This window comes from Sphingomonas sp. GW821-FHT03E12 (assembly GCF_059420685.1).
The window spans coordinates 1-19,429 of record NZ_JBWKUF010000006.1; the positions used below are offsets into that span (position 1 = coordinate 1).

A 19,429-nucleotide genomic window follows, 5' to 3' on the forward strand; every position below is an offset into this window, starting at 1 on the left:
AAAGAGCGACAAAAACCGACGCACCATCCAACCCCTTTTTACCGGGGCGACCTGTGCGCCTTGCTTTTGCTGACCGTTGCGCCGTTCCGTGTGGACCACCGCTGCGGTGAGGGGCCATCTATGTAGCGAATCACTCGACGTCAAGCGGAAACGCGAACTTTTCTCGCGGTCATGTCATTATCTGTGATCGGCGAACGATCGGCCGTCTCGATCCTGCTGGCGCGTGGGGGCCTGCATCAAACGCAACATTGCCAGTATCGCGTCTGCAACGACCTCGGGCTTCTCGGTCGGTATCATATGGCCCGCGCCGTCCGCATAGATGATTCGCCCACCGGTGGCCGCGGCGAGCGCGAGATGGCCATCGCGCCAACGCCTTGGGCCCGGATCCGGCATCGGCAGATCGGCGGCACCCTGCGTGATGACGGTCACCGGAAGACCGGCCGGTGGTGAAATGCGGGTCATCACCCCGGTTGCTGCGACATAGCCATGCGCGAGCCGCATGTCGTTGAACTTGCCCTTGCCGTCGCGGTCGGCCTGAATGACCGGATCGATCAGCGCTTTCGCGCCCTCGACGCCGCCGATACCGTGCACCGTGTTGGCATCGACATAGACCAGCCCCGCAACGTCCGCGCGACGGCGATGGGCGTAGAGCTGGATCAGATAGCCGCCATAGCTGTGGCCGACCATCAGCAACGGCCGGTTCCGCCGGAGCTTGCGAAGCGCAGCGTGCAGCCGGTCGACCTCCTGGACGATGTCGTACGGCGTATCGAGTGCCTGGCTCTTCCCCATTCCGGCACGGTCATAGGCGATGATCGTCGCGCCGGTCCGGCCGGCGAGCTGGGCCGTGACCTGCGTCCATTCGGTCGAGTCGAGCGTCGCGCCCGATTCGAGCAGGACCACCGGGCCGCCACGGCGGCCGGCGCAGATCACAAAGTGGAGCCGCTTCCCGCCGACCGCGACGTCCCGCGCCGCGCAGGGCGGCGCGGATGCTTCTGCCCTGGCGGGATCGCGTGCTGCTGCCGATCCCGCACCCAGCAGGATCGGCAGCAGCGGCAGGGCCAGACGCAGATAGATGGACATACCGCCGGATCCTTCCTGCCTGCCCATCCCTGTCAATAGGAGAGGCCGATGGTCAGCATCGCAGTCCGCGGGTTACCGGTGACCACGAAATACTCACCCACCGAGCTGATGAAATACTTCTTGTCGAACAGGTTGTTGACGTTGAGCCGGAACGACAGCGGCCCGGTGCGGTAGGCGATGTTGGCGTTCACCACCGTATAGGCCGGCAGGAAATAGGTGTTGGGCACCCCGCCCGCCTGCTTCGAGAGATAGCGGCCGCCGATGCTGAAGGCCAAGCCCTGCAGACTGCCCTCTTTCATCTCGTAGCGCGTCCAGAGGCCGGCCTGATGACGCGGCACGCCGAGCACCCGGTCGCCGACCGGCAGCACATTGTCCTGCAGGATCTTCGCGTCGGTATAGGCATAGTTGGCGATGATCTGCCAGGCCGGCGTCACCGCAAACTGGCCGTCGAACTCGATACCCTTGCTGCGCTGCTTGCCCGTCACCGCATAACGGCCCGGCATGGTCGGGATGCCGGTCGCGACGTTGCTGCGGGTGAGCTGGTAGATACCCAGCGTCGCGCTCAGCCGCTTGCCCGTGGGAGCGAATTTGAGGCCTGCCTCAAATTGTTCGCCGCGCTCGGGGTCGATCTGGTCGCCATTGGCGTCGAACAGCCCCGCCTGCGGCGCAAAGGACCGCGCATAATTGGCGTAGAAAGCCAGCCCCTCCCCGATCTCGTAAGTGGCGCCGACAGTGGGCGAGAAGGCGCTCTGGCTCTCACCGCCATTGCCATAGTCGATCGTGTCGTATCGGCCGCCGAGCTGGAGGTTGAGGCGCCCGATCTTGGCGTTTTCCTGCAGATAGAAGCCAAAAGAGTCCGACTTGGAGGCGAGCGTCGAAATCGCCGTTCGGGGCTGATACACGAAGACGCTGTAGTCGGGGTTATAGAGGTCGAGATTGACCCCCGGTGCGAAGCCCAGCCGGCTCTCCGCATTGGTGCGGCGGCCATCATATTCGACACCCACCGACAATCGGTGCTCCACCGGGCCGGTCGACACCGCGATGTTGAGGCCGGTGTCGACGCCATAGACCCGCCGGTCCTCGAAATAATCCTGCGAGAATTCGGTCTGAACGCCGGTCGCCGGATCGTAGACCAGCGGCTGCTGCAGGTTCAGCCAGGACAGGTCCAGGTCGGTAATCCGTGCCCGCTGGTAGAGCGACACGGCGTCGCTGAATTCATGACTGAGCTCATAGCCCGCGGTGACCACGGTCTGGAGGATACTCCCCATCGCCTTGGGATCGCCGATATAGACGTGGCGATCGTAGAAGCCGCGCGGCCCGGCATAGACCAGACCCGCGGCGGGCTGGCCGGGGATCAGTTCGCTCCAGTCCTTGGACAGCGAGGCGAGCAAGGTGATCTTGGTCCGGTCGCTCGGCTCGAAGGTCAGCGAGGGCGCGACGTAGAGCCGTTCGGTACCCGGGCGGAAATTGATGAAGCTCTTGTCGTCGCGATAGTTCACGACGAGGCGACCATAGAGCGTGCCGGCGTCGTTGAGCGTCCCGCCGCCATCGATCATCGCATTGGTGGAGTTGAAGCTGCCGAAGCTGCCCTCGATATCGACGAAGGCGTCGCGCACGGGCTTCTTGCTGACCAGATTGACCATGCCCCCGGCCGAGCCGCTGCCATAGAGGCCCGAGGACGGCCCCTTGATCACCTCGACCTGCTCGGTCCCGGCCAGCTCGACATTGATGGCAAGGCCGCGCGGCAGCGCATCGACATAGGTGAAGCTGCTGGCATCGAACCCGCGGATGCGGAACAGGTCATAGGCACGTGCCACGCCGCCCGCTGAAACGCCCGCGACGTTGCGCAGCGCGTCGTCGAGCAGATTCACGCCTTGATCCTTGAGCAGGGCGGTGGACAGGACCTGAATGTTCTGCGGCGTCTCGATCAGCGGCACCGCGGTCTTCCCCGCGCGCTGGGACTGCACGCCCGTAATGATGATATCCTCGGAGCGGCTGTCCTCCGGCGCCTCCTGCGCCATCGCCGCCGTGGCCGGTACGGCAAGGAGGAAAAGGGCTGAGGTGCTGCGCAACATGGTCTTGCCGATAGTCATTCCTGGTCTCCCCGATCAACGAACGCCCGCCAGCCTTTGCCGGGCTGTGTCGGGACACGGCCGTCATCTGACCGTCATACGAGGTGCCATTCTTTGCCTATGCGATCCGGCGCTTCACTGTAAGGTGCGCTTTGGGCCGGTCGTCCGTCCGCGCCGGCAAAGCCGGTTTCCGGATCGGTTAAGACGCCGTGCGCTCTGTTCCGGAGGATTTCAGGGTAGGAATGGCGGGCAAGACGCCCGGCCAGCAAGGATCCGGAACCCCGCATGACACACACCGACATCCTGTTCCGGAACGTCCAGCTGATCGACGGCACCGGTACGCCCCCCGCCAGGGCCGATCTCGCCGTGACCGGCGACCGCATCGCGGCCATGGGCGATCTGGCGGGCTGGACCGCGGCACGCACGATCGCCGGAGACGGCCTGGCGCTCAGTCCCGGCTTCATCGACTCGCACACGCATGACGATCGCGCGATCCTGGGCGATCCCGCTGACATGACCTGCAAGGTGTCGCAGGGCGTCACCACCGTGATCACCGGCAATTGCGGCGTGAGCCTGGCCCCGCTCCGCTCCGCCACGCGGCCGGTCGCGCCGCTCGACCTGCTCGGGGACGAAAGCTGGTGGGTCTATGGCAGCTTTGCGGCCTATGCCGATCGCCTCGCCGAGCAGCCGCCTGCGGTCAACGCGCTGGCGCTGGTCGGCCATATGAGCCTGCGCGCCGCCGTGATGGGCGAGACATTGGACCGCGAGGCGCGGCCTGACGAGGTCGCGGCGATGCGCCAGCTGCTGGCGCAATCGCTGGACGAAGGAGCCGCGGGGTTCTCGACCGGACTCGCCTATCCGCCGTCCACCGCCGCGACGACAGCCGAGGTCATCGGCATCGCCGCGCCGCTCGCCGCGCGCGACGGTCTCTATGTCACGCATCTGCGCGACGAGGGGACGCGCGTGGTCGAGGCGATCGAGGAAGCGCTGGAGATCGGACGGACCGTCGGCTGCGCGGTCGTGCTCAGCCACCATAAATGCGCGCTGCGTGAGAATTTCGGCAGGTCGCGCCATACGCTCGCGCTGATCGAGCGATCCAATGCGGATCAGCGCGTCGATCTCGACGCCTATCCCTATGCCGCCTCGTCGACCGCGCTGCTGGTCGAACTGCTGCGCGATGACCTGCCGGTGCAGATTACCTGGTCGCTCGCATCCCCGGATGCGGCGGGCCGCATGCTCGCCGACATCGCCGCCGACTGGGGCGTCGATCAGCGCGAGGCAGCCCGGCGCCTGCAACCGGCGGGCGCGGTCTATTTCTCGATGGATGAGGCCGATGTCCGCCGCATCCTTGCGCATCCGCGCACGATGATCGGCAGCGACGGACTGCCTCATGACCGGATGCCGCATCCGCGGCTATGGGGCAGCTTCCCGCGCGTCGTCGGCCATTATGCGCGCGACGTCGGACTGTTTCCGGTCGAGACGGCAATCCACAAGATGACCGGCCTGCCGGCCCGCGTCTTTGGCCTCGAGGGCCGCGGGGTCCTGCAACCCGGCGCCTATGCCGACCTTGTGCTGTTCGATCCCGCGACGATCATCGACCGGGCGACCTTCGCCGATCCCGTTCAGGCCGCGGGTGGGATCATCGAAGTCTGGGTCAACGGCCAGAGCGCCTACACGCCCGAGGCGGGTACCGTCACCGTCGCAGCGGGACGGCTGTTGCAGCGGCGGGCCGCCGGCCCTCTCTAGGCGCCGGCTACCCGCGCGACATCCGCCGCCAACGTCCGCGACGCGCGCCAATAGGCGAACATCGCGCAGAAGCTCGCCGCGACCCCGGCGAGCAGGGCGTAGCGGAGCGAATCATTGCCATAGACCGGCGCCAGCGCGTCGCTGACGATGCCGATGACCTGCGGCCCCAGCCCCAGCCCGATCAGGTTGCCGATGAACAGCTGGATCGCCGCCGCCCGCGCGCGCATCCGGGCGGGTGCCAGCATCTGGATCGTGGTGATCACCGGCCCGATATAGACCGCGCTGACCGACAGCGGCACGATCGCGGCGAGGACGGCGACGGCGATGTTCGGGGCCAGCAGGAACAGCGGCCAGAACGGCAGCGCGAGCAAGATGCCGACGATCGGCACGCGCATGTACCAGCGCACGTCGCGCCGCCCGAGCCAGTCGACCATCACCCCCGACCCATAGGTGCAGAGGCCGCCGCCGACGCCGAGGATGATCGCGAAGATCATCCCCACCTGCTGTGTGTCCAGGCCGTGGGAACGCATCAGAAAGGCGGGCACGAAGGTGGCCACGCCATAGCCCGCAAAGGCGCTGAGCCCGCTGCCGACAACCAGCCAGCAATAGGAACGCTGCCCGCGCAGGAAGCGGAGGCACTCTGCCATCGAGGGGGCAGCCTCGGCTGCCTCACGATCGCGCCTTGCCGGCTCGCGCCCGCGCGTGAAGAAGAAAGGCGCGAGCAGCAGGCCGGGCAGCCCCACCGCAATGAAGGCCACGCGCCAGCCGAACCGGTGGGCCAGCCACCCGCCGGCCAGGAAGGCAATCATGATCCCCAGGTTGACGCCAACCGCATAGGTGGCCTGGGCACGCCCTCGGGACTCGGGCGGAAAGAGGTCGGTGATGATCGACTGCGACGCCGGGCCGGTCCCGGCCTCGCCCACGCCGGTCATCACGCGCGCGGCCACCAGCTGCCAGAATTGGGTGACGAGGCCGCACGCAGCGGTCGCGACGCTGAAGCAGACCAGCGCGAAGCCGATGATGCGCGTCCGCGACCGGCGATCGGCGAGGATCGCGATCGGCACGCCCATCGTCGCGTAGAACAGCGCGAACGCCGGCCCTGCCAGCAGACCGAGCATCGAATCGCTGAGATTGAAGTCGCGCTTGATCGGCTCGAGCAGGATCGCGAGGATCTGGCGGTCGATATAATTGACGGCATAGGTCGCGCTCAACAGCAGGAGCAGCACCATGCGCTGCCGTCGTGCCGTGCCGTCTGCAATCGTGTCCATTCCGCCCCTCTCGCTCGACCCTTCGAGCCGCCGAGCATAGCGGTGCTCGCGGCGCCGACCTTACAGAAACGGGCGCCGGATTGTCTTTGCCAGGCAGGGACAGATCGGAATGCCTGAAACGCTTAGCGAGCGGTCCGCGGTGCAAAGCGGCCGCTGCCAAGCTGCGCCACCCAAGGCTGCATCACATGCAGTCGAGGATGGTTCAGAATGGAAAGCCCCTATCTCCTGTTTCTTGGCGACGCCAATCTGGTCGGAATGGACAAGATGGGTGCCGGCATCCGGCAATGGCGCGGGGAATTGTGCCTGGGCCAGTTCCGCCTGCCCGGATGCACCGCCGACCTGGGATTGCCCGAGATGACGCCCGCAGAGGCGCGGCAACAGGGCGCGCGGACGATGATCGTCGGCGTCGTCAATGTCGGCGGCGTGATTCCCGACAAATGGATCGCCAGTATCAACGCTGCGTTCGAGGCGGGGCTGGATGTCGCATCGGGCATGCATCAGCGACTGGCGGACATTCCGGTGATCGCCGACGCCGCCGCACGCCATGGCAGGACCATCTATGACGTGCGTGCGCCCACGCGCCGCTTCCTTCCCGGCACCGGCGTCAAGCGATCGGGCCAGCGGTTGCTGACGGTCGGCACCGACTGTGCCGTCGGCAAGAAATACACGGCGCTGGCGATCGAGCGGGAAATGCGCTCGCGCGGGATCGACGCCGATTTCCGGGCGACCGGACAGACCGGCCTGCTGATCGCGGGCCGCGGCGTCGTGATCGACGCCGTCATCGCCGATTTCATCTCGGGCGCCGCCGAATGGCTGTCGCCCGATGCCGACCCCGATCATTGGGACGTGATCGAAGGTCAGGGCTCACTCGCGCATCCCGCCTATGCCGCAGTCACGCTCGGCCTGATCCATGGCAGCCAGCCCGACGCGCTGGTCGTCTGCCATGAGCCGATGCGCGAGAAGCTGCTCGGGCTCGACTATCCGGTGCCGAGCCTCGCCGAACTGACCGACATGGCGCTTGCCGCGGCGCGGCTGACCAACCGGGCGGTCCGCGTCGTCGGCATCAGCATCAACAGCAGCACCTTGCCCGCCGATCGCGTCGACGCGGTGGTCGCGGAGATCGAGGCCGAAACCGGCCTGCCCTGCTGCGATCCGTTGCTGCACGGCCCGGCCAAGATCGTCGACCACCTGCTGAGCTAGGCCTATCGGGCGGCGCGGTGCCCCGCCCCGTCGCGCCGCCGCCGCGCAAGCCGACCGGCTTGCGCGGCGTTGCGGGTTGCGACCGGCGACGCCGCAAAGGTCGCCTTGAAGGCACGGGTGAAGCTGGCCGGATGCTCGTAGCCGGTCTCCATCGCGATCTCGATCATCGACATGGTCGAATCGACGACCAGATCGAGCGCCAGCTCCATCCGCAGCCGGTCGCGCACATTGCAGACCGTATCGCCATAGAGCTGGCGAAAGCCGTGCTGCAGGCGACGGCGCGACAGCCCGACTTCGGCCGCGAGGTCATCGACCCGGATCGGCGCCTGCATGTCGGCCCGCACCCGGTGCATCGCCTGTTCCAGCTTGCCGACATCGACCGATGACAGCCGCTCACCGGCATGGACCTGCGCGGGATCGGTCATCGCCGCCAGCACGTGGCAGATGAGTTCCATCACCTTGGAACGCATATAGGCGCCGCGGAAGCTTCCCCCATAGGGGCATTCCAGCAGGTTGAGCGCGGCGAGCGATACGGTCGGATGCGTCACCGGCACCCGGCGCGCCGGGAGCTCTGCGATGCCCGCCAGGAAATCACCGAGATCGCGCGGAAGCTCCGCCGGGTCGATGCCGGTCGCTTCGCGGAACCGTTCGCACTCGATCGCGATGGTCAGCCAGCGCAGGTGCTTTCCGGTCTCGTACAGCGTCTCGACCGCGCTGCCTTCATACAGGCCATAGACGGTGCAGAAGCCGCGACTCATGGGATCGGCGGACCCGGACCCGCGCGGATCGGCGAACGGGATGACCCCGTCGATCACGATCGACATGACGAGATGGTCGGTCATGTGGTGCCGCCGCGGCGTGGGCATCGACGCGACCATGTCGGTGATGATCACGCTGAGCCCCGCACCCAGCTCGTGGAACTCCCAGCCGCCACGCGCGATGTTGATGTCATAGTCGTAGCGGAAACCAGCCTCCCCGACCGGCTTCGGCCAACCGTCATGCACCGGGGCCAGCACGGGCGCTGAATCGTGCAGGCAGTGGTTCATCTGCTTGATGTCCTGGATGCTGCGTTCCGCCGGCATCCGTGCGCGAAATTCGGAGTTGGCCATGCTCATGTCTCCCACCACGCGGTTCCGATCCGCGTCGCGATCCGCCGGCTCCACACGGCAGCGGGCGCGATATTACGCGATAGTGACGGAAAGCACGATCACGACTTAACCGAAAGGGTCACCCTCTTAACCGATCAGGTCGGAGACAATGGACCTATGCCCTCGTCGAGCAGCAGATCCTCATAGAATGCGCCGAACGGCCTTTCGGAATGGCGGATCTGCACCTCGAGCACCCATAGGCCTGCAGACGGCGGATAGGCGATGTCGGCCAGCGCACCGTCATGCTTCACGGCATGGGGAAAGTCCGACAACCGATGGCCGGACATGTCGAGGTTGAGCCGCCACCCCAGTTCTTCGGCCCGACGGTCGAGGAAGGCGTAGAGGCCCTGCCCGCTCAAACCGTCAGCCTGCCACGCATCCCGGGCCATGCCGAACAGCGACCGGACGTCACGCGCGGCGCGCGCCATTTCGGGATCGCCGCCGGTGACGAAGCTGTCGCCGCCATCGCCTTCATGCCCCTGCCAGACCGGGCCGATGTCGATGAAGAAGATATCGTCCGCACCCAGCACGACGCCGGGAGCGGACGGCTCGCCGAAATTCTTGAGCGTGTTGGCACCGAAGCGGACATGGATGCCATGCCAGCCGCGAAGCATGCCCGCTTCCTTCAATACCTGGCGCGCAAAGGCCTGCCCGGCTTCTTCGGCCATACCCGGCGAGATTCCCGCCGCGATCCGCGCGATCGCCGCGCGGGTCCGCTGACGGGCCTCCAGCATCATCGCCGGGTCGAACGCAGTCCCGTTCCGTTCCTGCTGCGCGCGAAGCGGATCGACGCCTCCGCTCATGCGGTCGTCAGCGCCGATGCCGCGCCGATCGAATGCGCCGGCCAGCGCCCGCCCCAGGGCGCTGCCGCTTCCAGCTCATAGGCGAGCGCAAGCAGCATCGGCTCCTGCCCACGCGCCGCCGCGAACATGCTCCCGATCGGAACGCCACCGGCATCGCCCGGATAGAGCGGAAGCGAGATCGCGGGCAGCCCGGTCAGATTGTGGAGCGGTGTGTAAGAGACATAGTCGAACATCAGCGCCATGATCTCGTCGAACGGACGGTCGGGCGCAAGCGCACCGATCGGCAGCGCAGGCAGGCGCAACACCGGCGACAGGATCGCATCATAGTCCGTGAAGAACGCGTCAAGCGCAGCGCCAGCCGCCGCGACGTGCCCGAAGAGCCGGTCTGCATCGATCGCCTCGATCCCACTACCCCATGCGGCCAAGTCGAGTGTCCAGGGTTCGAGCACGGCCGCCGAGGACGCCCCGAGCCGGGAGACCGCGTCGCGGATCGAATCCCGGGCGAGATACCCCCAGATCGTCCGGAACGCGGCGGCGACGGCAGGGCCATCGACCGGCGACGCGACCAGATCGACATCGTGGCCGAGGCCCGCGCAAAGCGTCGCCGCGAAATCGAGTGCTTCCTGCACTTCGGACGCCGGGCCTCCCCGATCAAGGCTTTCCGGAATCACCGCGATACGCAACCGGCGGCGGTCCGGCGCAGCGATCGCGGGGAGGTGCAACGCGGTTGCAGCAGTCGCCCAGGCAACGTCGCGTACGGACCGCGAGAGCAACGTATCCCCGACGAGCAGGTCTTCGATGACATGCGGATCGCGCGCGCGGACATTCCCGCCACGCCCCGGCTTCAGCCCGACCAGTCCGCAGTTCGAGGCGGGGATCCGGATCGATCCGCCGCCGTCCGCGGCATGCGCGAGCGGGACCATGCCCGAGGCAACGGCGACCGCCGCGCCGCCACTCGATCCGCCCGGCGAGCGATCAAGCGCCCAGGGGTTGCGCGCGGCGCCGTAGAGCAAAGGTTCGGTGGTCGGCAGCAGGCCGAATTCAGGTGCGTTGGTCTTGCCGATCGCGATCAGCCCGGCGGCGTCCAGCCGCTCCGTATAGGGAAAGGCGATCAGTCCGGCGGCGGCATCGCGGCGGGATCGTGATCCGCTGCGCGTCGGCATGCCGGGATAGTCGAGCCCGTCCTTGACCAGCCACGGAACCCCCGCCATCGCCCCCTCGACCCGCTCCGCGCTTCCACGCGCAGCGTCGTCGTCCCGAAAGGTCAGCGCGTTGAGCGAGGGGTCGAGCGCATCGATGCGGATGATCGCGGCTTCGACCAGATCGACCGGCGCGAGCTCGCCGCGTGCAACCAGCGCCGCCTGCCCGGTCGCGTCGAGCCGCCCGATCGCGAAGGCATCCTCACATGTTATCCGTCCGCTTGATCCTGCTGCCATATCCGGGCTTTCCGTTGTTTGAGCGGGCCTCATGGCAGCCGCGCTCCGGCGGTGCTTGACCGATTGGCGCGCAGGCTTGGCGCTGCGGCGCGTCAGAGGCCGGTTCCCAGCCCCCAGACCGTGTCGGGGCAATGGATCATGCCATCCGCGTAACGCACGGACGGATCGCGATCGTTGGCGAGGAAGGTCGGGCCATCCAGATCGACAAAATCGCAACGCTGGCCAAGGACGAAACCCGATGCCTGCGACCAGGATGTGCCCGTCATGTTGCCGACCATCACGCGGAACCCGAGCTGCCGTGCTGCCTGCTCCATCGCCAGCGCGTGAGTCAGCCCGCCGCATTTGTCGAGCTTGATATTGATGATGTCGAACAGGCCAACCAGCCCAGGCAGATCGCTGATCTGCTGAACGCTCTCGTCGGCGGCCACGGGAATGCTGCGGTCGATACCCGTCATGTCGCCCTCGCGCCCGATCGCGAAGGGCTGCTCGATCAACGAGACCCCCGCTTCGTGGAGGACCGGCAGCAGCGCCAGGAAACCGGCACGATCGAAGCCGCGATTGGCGTCGATGCCCAGCCACACATCCGGCCGTGCCGCGCGGATGACGCGGACGCGCGCGGCGTCCAGCTCGTCACCGGCGAGTTTGATCTTGATCGCGCGTGCATGCGTCATGTCCAGCGCCTGCCGGGCCATCTCGCCGACGCTGTCGATTCCGATCGTAAACACCGTCGGCAGCGGACGGACGGCGTCGAGACCGGTCAGTTGCCAGACCGGCTTGCCTGCCCGGGCCGCGTCCAGCTCCCAGAGCGCGCAATCGACCGCATTGCGTGCGCCGCCTGCCGGAAGCAGCTGCTGTAAGCTGTCCCGATTGAGCGTACCCGCCACCGGCATCAGCGCTTCGATCTGGGCGACCATCCGATCGGGGAGATCCCCTGTATAGTAGACGCCGCAGGCTTCTCCCCGGCCGCAATATGCGCCATCGCGCGCTTCGACGACGACGATCTCCGCACTGGTGAATTCTCTACCCGAGATGCGGAACGGCGACCGCATCGGCCAGGATTCGATCCGTACGTCCAGCTTCAAGATTCCTGCTCCGCAACGCGTTCAATCGCCGCGGCCTAGCGCAGCCGGCAGTCGGGGCTTTGCCGGCGCGGCGCGGTGATTAGCCGCACGGGGCCATCCACAGATGCAGTGCTGCCGCTTTCGGCAGATCGCTCGCTTGTGCTTAACGCTCGGCATGGCGCTGAACTGCCGTTCCCGGCGTGCGAACATGGTCGGTTTTGCCCGCGCAGCCGGGATGATTCCGGCCGCGCCCGGGCGTAATTCAAACCCTCCGGACGTTGGAAACTTACGCGGCGCGCCCGCCATCCGATGTAAATTTGCAGGAATATGTCGGTTTTGTGAAATCCGTTCGTCTTCCCCGTGAAAGCCCGCGGCGATGGACCGCCGGCTGAAACAGAGGGTCATATGACGCGATTCGGCAGTGTAGTTGGCGCGTGCGCCGCATTCTTCATCCCGGCAACCGCATGGGCGCAAGCCGCTACGGCCGATCAGGCCGCTCCGGTCGAGGCCCAGGCCGCCGATGAGAGCGCAGAGGTCGTCGTCACGGGTTCGCGCATCGATCGCAACTTCGACACGCCGACCCCGACGATCATGGTCACTGCCGAGGACCTCTCGGTCGGCGCACGCCCCAACGTCGCGGCCGCGCTGAATGACCTGCCGCAATTCCGCGCGACCACTTCCGCACAGACGACCGGCACCAACACCGGCGCAGGCAATGCCCCCGTCGACCTGCGTGGCCTGGGTATCAACCGCACGCTGGTGCTGGTCGACGGCCGCCGCGTCTCCAGCGACAACGACCTCAACACCATTCCCAATGTGATGATCCGCAGCGCGCAGGTGGTGACCGGCGGCGCCTCCGCCGCATGGGGTTCGGGCGCCGTGGCGGGCGTCGTCAACATCGGCATCGACGAGAAGTTCAGCGGTCTCCAGCTGGGCGCCGAAGCGGGCCTCTCGACCTTTGGCGATGCCGCGCAGCACCGCTTTGAAGGCAAGGCCGGGTTCGGGTTCGCCGAAGGCCGTGGCCACTTCGTGATCGGCGGCGAATATTTCAACAGCGACGGCATCGTGCCCAAGGTCGCCCGCGAGAAGATCGGCCGCTGGGCCTCGTTCGGCGGGGCGATGACGCCGGACGTCGGCTTCTCGACCTCCGCCTATGGCGGCCTGATCACCTCGGGCGTGCTCAAGGGCAAGGCGTTCAACCCCGACGGTTCGCTGCGTGATTTCGACTTTGGCCGGGTGGTCGGCGGCTTCATGACCGGCGGCGAAGGCCCGTCGAACGACGATCTGAGCCCGCTGATGACCCCGCAGCGCCGCTATAGCGTGCTCGGCCGCCTGACCTATGAGATCACTCCGTCGATCAAGGTCACCGCCGAGCTGCGCCATTCGCGCATGTACAACAACTATATCTGGTTCGGCGATCACGTGCAGGGCACGGCGACGTCCGGGATCCTGATCCAGTCCGACAATGCGTACCTGTCGGATCAGGTCCGTACTGCACTGGCGAACGCCGGTCAGACCAGCTTCTACATGGGCCGCTTCAACAGCGACCTGTCCTATCCGGAGATCGATTTCGAGCGGAAGGTGACGCAGGGCACGCTGGCGTTCGACGGCAAGATCGGATCCAACCTGCGCTGGAGCGCCTATTACAGCCATGGCGAGTATCAGAACAATATCGATACCCCGGGCTTCCTGCTGACCCGCGAATTCGCCAATGCGGTGGATTCGGTGAAGGGTCCGGGCGGAACGCCGATCTGCCGGATCGCGCTGACCAACCCGTCGACGAATTGCGTGCCGATCAACCTGTTCGGCCAGGGCGCGCCGTCGCAGGCGGCTATCGACTATGTCACCGGCACGCCGAGCCAGCGCGGAACGACCAAGCTGGATGTGGGCGGCGTCAGCCTGCGTGGCGAACCGTTTGCGCTTCCTGCTGGTGATTTCTCGTTCGCTGTCGGCATCGAGGCGCGCAAGGAAAGCATCAACCAGACCATCGGCGCACTGGACGCCGCCAAGGCGTTCCGCACCTTCAGCTTCTCGGCGATGTCGGGCAGCTTCGACGTCAAGGAAGCGTTCGGCGAGGTGCTGGTCCCGCTGATCCACAACACCCCGCTGCTGCGCAAGCTGGAGTTCAACGGCGCAGTGCGCGTCAGCGACTACAGCACGACGGGGTCGATCTGGTCGTGGAAGCTCGGCGTCACCAACGAGTTCTTCCCCGGCTTCCGCGGCCGGGCGACGCGCTCGCGCGATATCCGCTCGGCCAATCTGAGCGAACTCTATACGCAGACGACGACCGGCTACAACACGATCTACGACCCGGTCACCAAGCAGAATGTCTATGTGCTGAGCAACGGCGGCGGCAATCCCAACCTCGAGCCGGAAAAGGCCGATACCTGGACCTTCGGCTTCACCTATTCGCCGCCCGCGGTGGCAGGCCTCAACATGTCGGTCGACTATTTCGACATCGATGTCGATGACGTCATCACCACCATCGCCGCCCAGGACCTGGTGACGCGCTGCTACAACGGCAACACCGCATTGTGCGCGCGCGTCGAGCGCGACGGCAACGGGAACATCTCGCGCACCGTCTCGACCTTCGTGAACCTGGCCAACTACAAGACCAAGGGCATCGACGCCGAGGTCTCGTACATCCTGCCGCTCAACCGCCTGTTCGATTCCGCGGATGGCCGGTTGAAGTTCCGGGTGCTCGGCACCTGGGTCGACAGCCTCACCACCGACGATGGCGTGGTGAAGCTCGAATATGTCCGCTCGCAGGGCTATTCGTTCGGCCTCGGCGTACCGGCATGGCGCGTCAACGGCTCGATCGGCTATGAGGACCAGACCTTCTCCGGCCTGGTGCGCGCCCGCTATATTTCGCCGGGCGAGTACAACAACCAGGTGCCGCTCACCAACAACCACATCGGCGCCTATACCTATTTCGACCTGCAGGCGCAGATGAAGGTTCCGGTGTCCGACGGACGACAGATGGAGCTGTACGCCAACGTCTCCAACCTGTTCAACAAGGCGCCGCCCCCGGGGTCGCTCTACTCGCCCTATTACGACGTTCTGGGCCGCTATTTCACCCTTGGTGCCCGCGTCCGCTTCTGATCGCTGTAACGGCAAGCCCGCCCGGTACCCGCCGGGCGGGTTTTCCCATTGGAGAGAGCCTGATGTTCCTTCGTCCTGCCTTCGCCGCGGCGCTCGCGCTGCTTCCTGCCACCGCGCTTGCCCAGGTCGCGAAACCCGCCGCGATCGTCGCCGACGGCATCCCGGCCATTCCAGAACAGCTTGCCGCCGATACCCAGCCCTATCTCCAGGCGCGCAAGGCGAACTTCCTCGGCTGGAACCCCGCTGACCGCTCGATGCTGGTCAAGACGCGGTTCGCCAACACCGATCAGGTGCACAAGGTGCGCGCGCCGAACGCCGATCGCACGCAATTGAGTTTCGAGGACGAGCCGATCCTGATGGCCTCGGTCTCGCCCGGTGCCGGCGACGTCACCGTGGTGCAGAAGGATGTCGGCGGCGGCGAATTCTACCAGCTCTACACGCTGGCCGACGGGCGGCTGCAGCTGCTCACCGACGGCAAGAGCCGCAACTGGTTCGGCGGCTGGAGCCCCGACGGCAAGCTGCTCGGCTATTCCTCGACGCGGCGCAACGGCGCCGATGCCGACCTCTATGTGATCGATCCGCGCGACCCCAAGTCCGACCGCCTCGTCGCGACGGTCAAGGGCGGCGGCTGGAACATCGCCGACTTCTCCGCCGACGGTGCGACCGCGCTGGTGATCAACCGCATGTCGATCAACCGCGCCGACGTCTATGAACTCGATCTCAAGACCGGCAAGATGCGCGCGCTCAACGACCTCAAGCGCGAGGTCTCGCACATCGCCCCGCGCTATGCGCCCGATGGCGGCATCTGGGTGCTGTCGGACGTCGATTCCGATTTCGTCCGGCTGGGCAGGCTCGATCGGCGCACCGGCAAGTTCACCGCAGTCTCGCGCAATCCCAAATGGGACGTGACCGACTATGCGCTCGCCCCGGACGGCAGCTTCCTCGCCTATGCGACCAATGAGGCCGGGGTCAGCCGCCTGCATGTGCTCGACGCCGCCACCGGTGCGACGCGTGACGTCACGGGGCTTCCGGCGGGCGTGATCCCCTATTCGATCGGATCGGCGATCGAGATCGCGCCCTGGGGAACGATCGGGCTCAGCATGTCGTCGGCGCGCGTTGCCGGCGATGCCTTTGCGGTCGATCCGAAGACGCTGGCGGTGACCCGCTGGACCGCGAGCGAAACCGGCGGACTCGATCCGGCGAAGAATGTCGAGCCGCAGCTTGTCGAGGTGAAGAGCTTCGACGGCGAGACGGTCACCGGCTTCCTCTATCGCCCCGATCCGGCGCGCTTCCCGGGCAAGCGCCCGCTGGTCATCAACATCCATGGCGGTCCGGAGGGGCAGACGCGGCCCGATTTCCTCGGCGCCGACAATTACTATCTCAACGAGCTCGGCATTGCGCTGTTCTTCCCCAATGTCCGCGGGTCGAGCGGCTTCGGCAAGCGCTTCGTCAATCTCGACAACGGGCCGTTCAAGCGCGAGGATTCGGTCAAGGACATCGGCGCGTTTCTCGATGCGCTGGCCGGCGATACGACGCTCGATTCCGCTCGCTTCGCGGTGACCGGCGTCTCCTATGGCGGCTATATGTGCTACGCCACCGCGACCCATTATTCGGCACGGCTCAAGGGCGCGAACTGCTACGTCGCGATCTCCAACTTCGTCACCTTCCTCGAGAACACCCAATCCTATCGCCGCGACCTGCGCCGCGTCGAATATGGCGACGAGCGCGATCCCAAGCAGCGCGCCAAGCTGATCGAGATCTCGCCGCTGACCAGCGTCGATAAGATCGACCTGCCGCTGCTGATCGCGACCGGCGGCAATGACCCGCGCGTGCCGGCAAGCGAGGCCGATCAGATCATCAAGGCAGTCCGCGGCAAGGGCGGCACGGTGTGGCACCTGCTTGCGGAGAATGACGGCCATGTCTTCCGCAAGAAGGAGAATGAGGACTATTATTTCTGGTCGAGCGTAGTGTTCTGGCAGCAGACGCTGCTCGGCAACGTGCCGCGGTGATCCTGGTGCTGGTGCTCACGGTCGCCGCAGCTTTGCTCCTGTTCGTCGCGCCCTCGCGCGCGGCGGAACCGGAGCCGCCGGCGGTGGCCGTGGATCACCATGTCCATGTCCATTCGCCCGCGATCCTCGCCTTCCTGCCCGGCTATTGCGCGAGCCCGGGCAGGACCAGCAAATGCGATCCCGAGTTCCTGAACCCGCTGAGCGTGGACGACCTGCTGCAGGCGATGGACAAGGCCGGCATCCGCCGCGCGCGGCTGATGTCGACCGCCTATCTGGCGGAAAGCCCGATGATGGTGCCCCCGGCTCCGGATCATGCGGAGATCGTGCGTCAGGCGAACGACTTCACCGTTGCCCTGGCACGCGATCATCCCGAACGGTTCCAGGCCTATATCGGCGTCAATCCGCTCACGGCGACGGCGGTGCCGGAGATCAACCGCTGGCGCGGCGATCGCAACGTTGCCGGCGTCAAGATCCACCTCGCGAATTCGCGGTTCGACTATCACCAGCCGGATCAGGTGAAGATGCTGGCGGCGACCGCGCGCGCCGCGGCGTCTGCGCGTCTGCGCATCATGATCCACATGCGTCACCGGGCGGACGGCTATGGCGCGGAAGAGGCACGCATCTTCCTGAACGACGTGCTGCCGGCCGCGCGCGGCACGACGGTGCAGATCGCGCATGCCGCCGGCTGGGGCGGCATCGATTCCGCCACGCTCGATGCGCTCGGCGTCTTCGCCGATGCGTGCGAGCAGCGCCCGATGCGTTGCGCCAACCTCCATTTCGATCTTGCCGCGATCAAACCCGGCGCAGCGTCCGAGCAGGACAGAACAGCGCTCGTGAAGCTCATGCGCAGGATCGGGCTCGACCATTTCCTGCCTGCTTCGGACTGGCCGTTCGCGCGCGATCTGCGCGCCTATTATTCGGAGATGGCGGCCCTCCCGCTGACCCGATCCGAATGGGAGGCGATCGCGCGCAATGTCGGCCCTTGAAGACCCGATGGCGCTGAACCGGCCGCGGCACAGAATCGCCTCGAATTCCGGTGGCGGAATCATGTAGGGGGGCATCAGGGAGCGCGATGAGGCAGCTGAATGACATGTTGCGGCACGTCCGATCCGTCTTGCGGCGGCGCGGTGTGGCCGAACAGGATGCCGAAGACCTGGTGCACGAAGCCTTTCTGAAGGTGGAACGCTACGAACAGCGCCATGCGGTGCGTTCGCAGGAGGCACTGCTGGTCAGGACTGCCGTCAACCTGATGATCGACGAGGAGCGCCGCGAGCGCCGGGCGCCCTTCTCCGCCGGAAATGTCTTCCGCATCGCCGATGCCGCGCCCGACCCCGAACAAGTGCTTCAGTCCCAGGCGCGCCTGAACCATGCGGCCGCCGGCCTCGACCGGCTGCCCGAGCGCACGCGACGCATCCTGCTTCGCCGGCGTCTGGACGGCGCCAATTACGCGACGATTGCCAAAGAAGAAGGGATGTCGATCCCCGCCGTAGAAAAACAGGTCGCCCGAGCGACCCTGGAGATGATGAACTGGATGGAGCAATGGTGATACGGTCCAAGGAGGAGCGAACGCGCCTGAACGCGGAAGCGTCGGCGTGGCTCGCCCGGCTGCATGGCCCGCGGAGCGAAGAAGCCCGGGGAGCGTTGCAGGATTGGCTCAAGGCCGATTCCGCGCATCAGGAAGCGTTTGAACGCGCCACCGAACTATGGGAACTCCTGCCCGGCGCGGCCGAGCTCAACGAGGCGCCGCACCGTCCAGCCTCGCGCCGGTTCGTACCGCTGGCAATCGCCGCTTCACTGGCCGTCCTCGCCGGCGCCGGGGCGATGACCGTCCTGCTCAATCAGCCGCTGACCTTCGATACCCGTATCGGGGAGCAGCGCACCGCGGCATTGGACGATGGCAGCCGGATATCCCTCAACACCGACAGCCACGTCACGGTGAAGTTCGACAGCGACGAACGTGAGGTTTCGCTCGAACGCGGCGAGGCGATGTTCGACGTGGCGCACGATGCCGCGCGCCCCTTCGTCGTCAAGGCCGGCGAGGAGCGGATCAAGGCGCTCGGCACCAGTTTCGTCGTGCGGCGGGACGGGGATCGGGTCCGCGTCACGCTGCTCAACGGCAAGGTCGAGGTTACACGCGCGGGCGAACGGTCTCGCGTGCTTGCCATACTCGCCCCGGGCGAGCGCGTATCCGCGGCGCCGGACGCGGTGCCGGTGCTCGACAGGCCGGAGCTCGACGCGATCACCGCCTGGCGGCGCGGCGAGCTGCGCTTCCGCGACACCCCCTTGTCCGACGCCGTCGCGGAGGTGAACCGGTACGGCAGGCAGCGCGTGATCGTGAACGATGCGCGCCTGGCCGCGCTTCCCATTTCGGGGGTCTTCGCGACCGACAATCCGGCAGAGTTCGCGGCCGCGGTGGCCGAGCTTCACGGCCTGCGGTTGCGGCGCGAGGGCGAAGCGGTGCTTTTGACGCCTTGATCACATCTTCGTGCCACCGACAGCGCGTC

At 66.4% G+C, this 19,429-nt stretch carries 14 protein-coding genes; 7 read left to right on the top strand and 7 right to left on the bottom strand.

Features of this window, described 5'->3' with window-relative positions; genetic code table 11:
* Positions 1–177 precede the first annotated feature (177 nt).
* Positions 178–1,080 carry an alpha/beta fold hydrolase gene (locus AC07TU_RS18160; protein WP_495189336.1) on the bottom strand — a complete coding sequence of 301 codons (903 nt, stop codon included), beginning with the start codon at positions 1,078–1,080 and terminating at the stop codon, positions 178–180.
* Between the two features lie 32 nt (positions 1,081–1,112).
* Positions 1,113–3,173, bottom strand: coding sequence for a TonB-dependent siderophore receptor (locus AC07TU_RS18165; RefSeq protein WP_495189337.1), 2,061 nt, complete (start codon positions 3,171–3,173; stop codon positions 1,113–1,115).
* Between the two features lie 264 nt (positions 3,174–3,437).
* Between AC07TU_RS18165 and AC07TU_RS18170 the strand changes: the two genes are divergently transcribed.
* The gene (locus tag AC07TU_RS18170) at positions 3,438–4,898 is read left to right on the top strand and encodes an N-acyl-D-amino-acid deacylase family protein (protein ID WP_495189338.1); all 1,461 of its coding nucleotides are present in this window, start codon (positions 3,438–3,440) and stop codon (positions 4,896–4,898) included.
* Here the strand turns inward: AC07TU_RS18170 and AC07TU_RS18175 are convergent.
* Entirely contained in the window at positions 4,895–6,166 is a 1,272-nt protein-coding gene (locus AC07TU_RS18175; RefSeq protein ID WP_495189339.1) for a spinster family MFS transporter, read from the bottom strand. The genes AC07TU_RS18170 and AC07TU_RS18175 overlap by 4 nt on opposite strands.
* 207 nt (positions 6,167–6,373) lie before the next feature.
* Between AC07TU_RS18175 and dgcN the strand changes: the two genes are divergently transcribed.
* Positions 6,374–7,366, top strand: a complete 993-nt coding sequence (dgcN, locus tag AC07TU_RS18180) for an N-acetyltransferase DgcN (protein WP_495189340.1) — start codon at positions 6,374–6,376, stop codon at positions 7,364–7,366.
* A 2-nt stretch (positions 7,367–7,368) separates the two neighbouring features.
* Here dgcN and AC07TU_RS18185 read toward each other — a convergent pair whose 3' ends face one another.
* From AC07TU_RS18185 to AC07TU_RS18200, 4 genes are all read right to left on the bottom strand, one after another.
* Positions 7,369–8,475, bottom strand: a complete 1,107-nt coding sequence (locus AC07TU_RS18185) for a helix-turn-helix transcriptional regulator (RefSeq protein WP_495189341.1) — start codon at positions 8,473–8,475, stop codon at positions 7,369–7,371.
* A gap of 134 nt (positions 8,476–8,609) precedes the next feature.
* A complete protein-coding gene (locus AC07TU_RS18190; protein ID WP_495189342.1) occupies positions 8,610–9,317 on the bottom strand; it encodes a M24 family metallopeptidase in 708 nt (235 codons plus the stop codon).
* The gene (locus AC07TU_RS18195; protein WP_495189343.1) at positions 9,314–10,753 is read right to left on the bottom strand and encodes an amidase family protein; all 1,440 of its coding nucleotides are present in this window, start codon (positions 10,751–10,753) and stop codon (positions 9,314–9,316) included. The genes AC07TU_RS18190 and AC07TU_RS18195 overlap by 4 nt, the downstream gene beginning before the upstream one ends.
* 92 nt (positions 10,754–10,845) lie before the next feature.
* The gene (locus AC07TU_RS18200; protein WP_495189344.1) at positions 10,846–11,835 is read right to left on the bottom strand and encodes a dipeptide epimerase; all 990 of its coding nucleotides are present in this window, start codon (positions 11,833–11,835) and stop codon (positions 10,846–10,848) included.
* Between the two features lie 384 nt (positions 11,836–12,219).
* Between AC07TU_RS18200 and AC07TU_RS18205 the strand changes: the two genes are divergently transcribed.
* The 5 genes from AC07TU_RS18205 (at position 12,220) to AC07TU_RS18225 (ending at position 19,400) form a co-directional block, all read left to right on the top strand.
* A complete protein-coding gene (locus AC07TU_RS18205; protein WP_495189345.1) occupies positions 12,220–14,916 on the top strand; it encodes a TonB-dependent receptor domain-containing protein in 2,697 nt (898 codons plus the stop codon).
* Positions 14,917–14,978: 62 nt separating this feature from the next.
* Entirely contained in the window at positions 14,979–16,925 is a 1,947-nt protein-coding gene (locus AC07TU_RS18210; RefSeq protein ID WP_495189346.1) for a S9 family peptidase, read from the top strand.
* Complete coding sequence (locus AC07TU_RS18215) at positions 16,922–17,911, top strand: amidohydrolase family protein (protein WP_495189347.1); 990 nt, start codon at positions 16,922–16,924, stop codon at positions 17,909–17,911. Before AC07TU_RS18210 ends, AC07TU_RS18215 begins: the two co-directional genes overlap by 4 nt.
* 86 nt (positions 17,912–17,997) lie before the next feature.
* On the top strand, positions 17,998–18,471 hold the full coding sequence (locus AC07TU_RS18220) for an RNA polymerase sigma factor (RefSeq protein ID WP_495189348.1): 474 nt from the start codon (positions 17,998–18,000) through the stop codon (positions 18,469–18,471).
* Positions 18,468–19,400 (top strand): FecR family protein, encoded by a 933-nt coding sequence (locus AC07TU_RS18225; protein WP_495189349.1) that lies wholly within the window; start codon positions 18,468–18,470, stop codon positions 19,398–19,400. The genes AC07TU_RS18220 and AC07TU_RS18225 overlap by 4 nt, the downstream gene beginning before the upstream one ends.
* Positions 19,401–19,429: the final 29 nt, after the last annotated feature.

Bases quoted from the DNA above. Each gene is read 5' to 3' on its own strand.
- AC07TU_RS18160 (WP_495189336.1), bottom strand. From the start codon at position 1,080: ATGTCCATCTATCTGCGTCTGGCCCTGCCGCTGCTGCCGATCCTGCTG.
- AC07TU_RS18165 (WP_495189337.1), bottom strand. From the start codon at position 3,173: ATGACTATCGGCAAGACCATGTTGCGCAGCACCTCAGCCCTTTTCCTC.
- AC07TU_RS18170 (WP_495189338.1), top strand. From the start codon at position 3,438: ATGACACACACCGACATCCTGTTCCGGAACGTCCAGCTGATCGACGGC.
- AC07TU_RS18175 (WP_495189339.1), bottom strand. From the start codon at position 6,166: ATGGACACGATTGCAGACGGCACGGCACGACGGCAGCGCATGGTGCTG.
- dgcN (WP_495189340.1), top strand. From the start codon at position 6,374: ATGGAAAGCCCCTATCTCCTGTTTCTTGGCGACGCCAATCTGGTCGGA.
- AC07TU_RS18185 (WP_495189341.1), bottom strand. From the start codon at position 8,475: ATGGCCAACTCCGAATTTCGCGCACGGATGCCGGCGGAACGCAGCATC.
- AC07TU_RS18190 (WP_495189342.1), bottom strand. From the start codon at position 9,317: ATGAGCGGAGGCGTCGATCCGCTTCGCGCGCAGCAGGAACGGAACGGG.
- AC07TU_RS18195 (WP_495189343.1), bottom strand. From the start codon at position 10,753: ATGGCAGCAGGATCAAGCGGACGGATAACATGTGAGGATGCCTTCGCG.
- AC07TU_RS18205 (WP_495189345.1), top strand. From the start codon at position 12,220: ATGACGCGATTCGGCAGTGTAGTTGGCGCGTGCGCCGCATTCTTCATC.
- AC07TU_RS18210 (WP_495189346.1), top strand. From the start codon at position 14,979: ATGTTCCTTCGTCCTGCCTTCGCCGCGGCGCTCGCGCTGCTTCCTGCC.
- AC07TU_RS18220 (WP_495189348.1), top strand. From the start codon at position 17,998: ATGAGGCAGCTGAATGACATGTTGCGGCACGTCCGATCCGTCTTGCGG.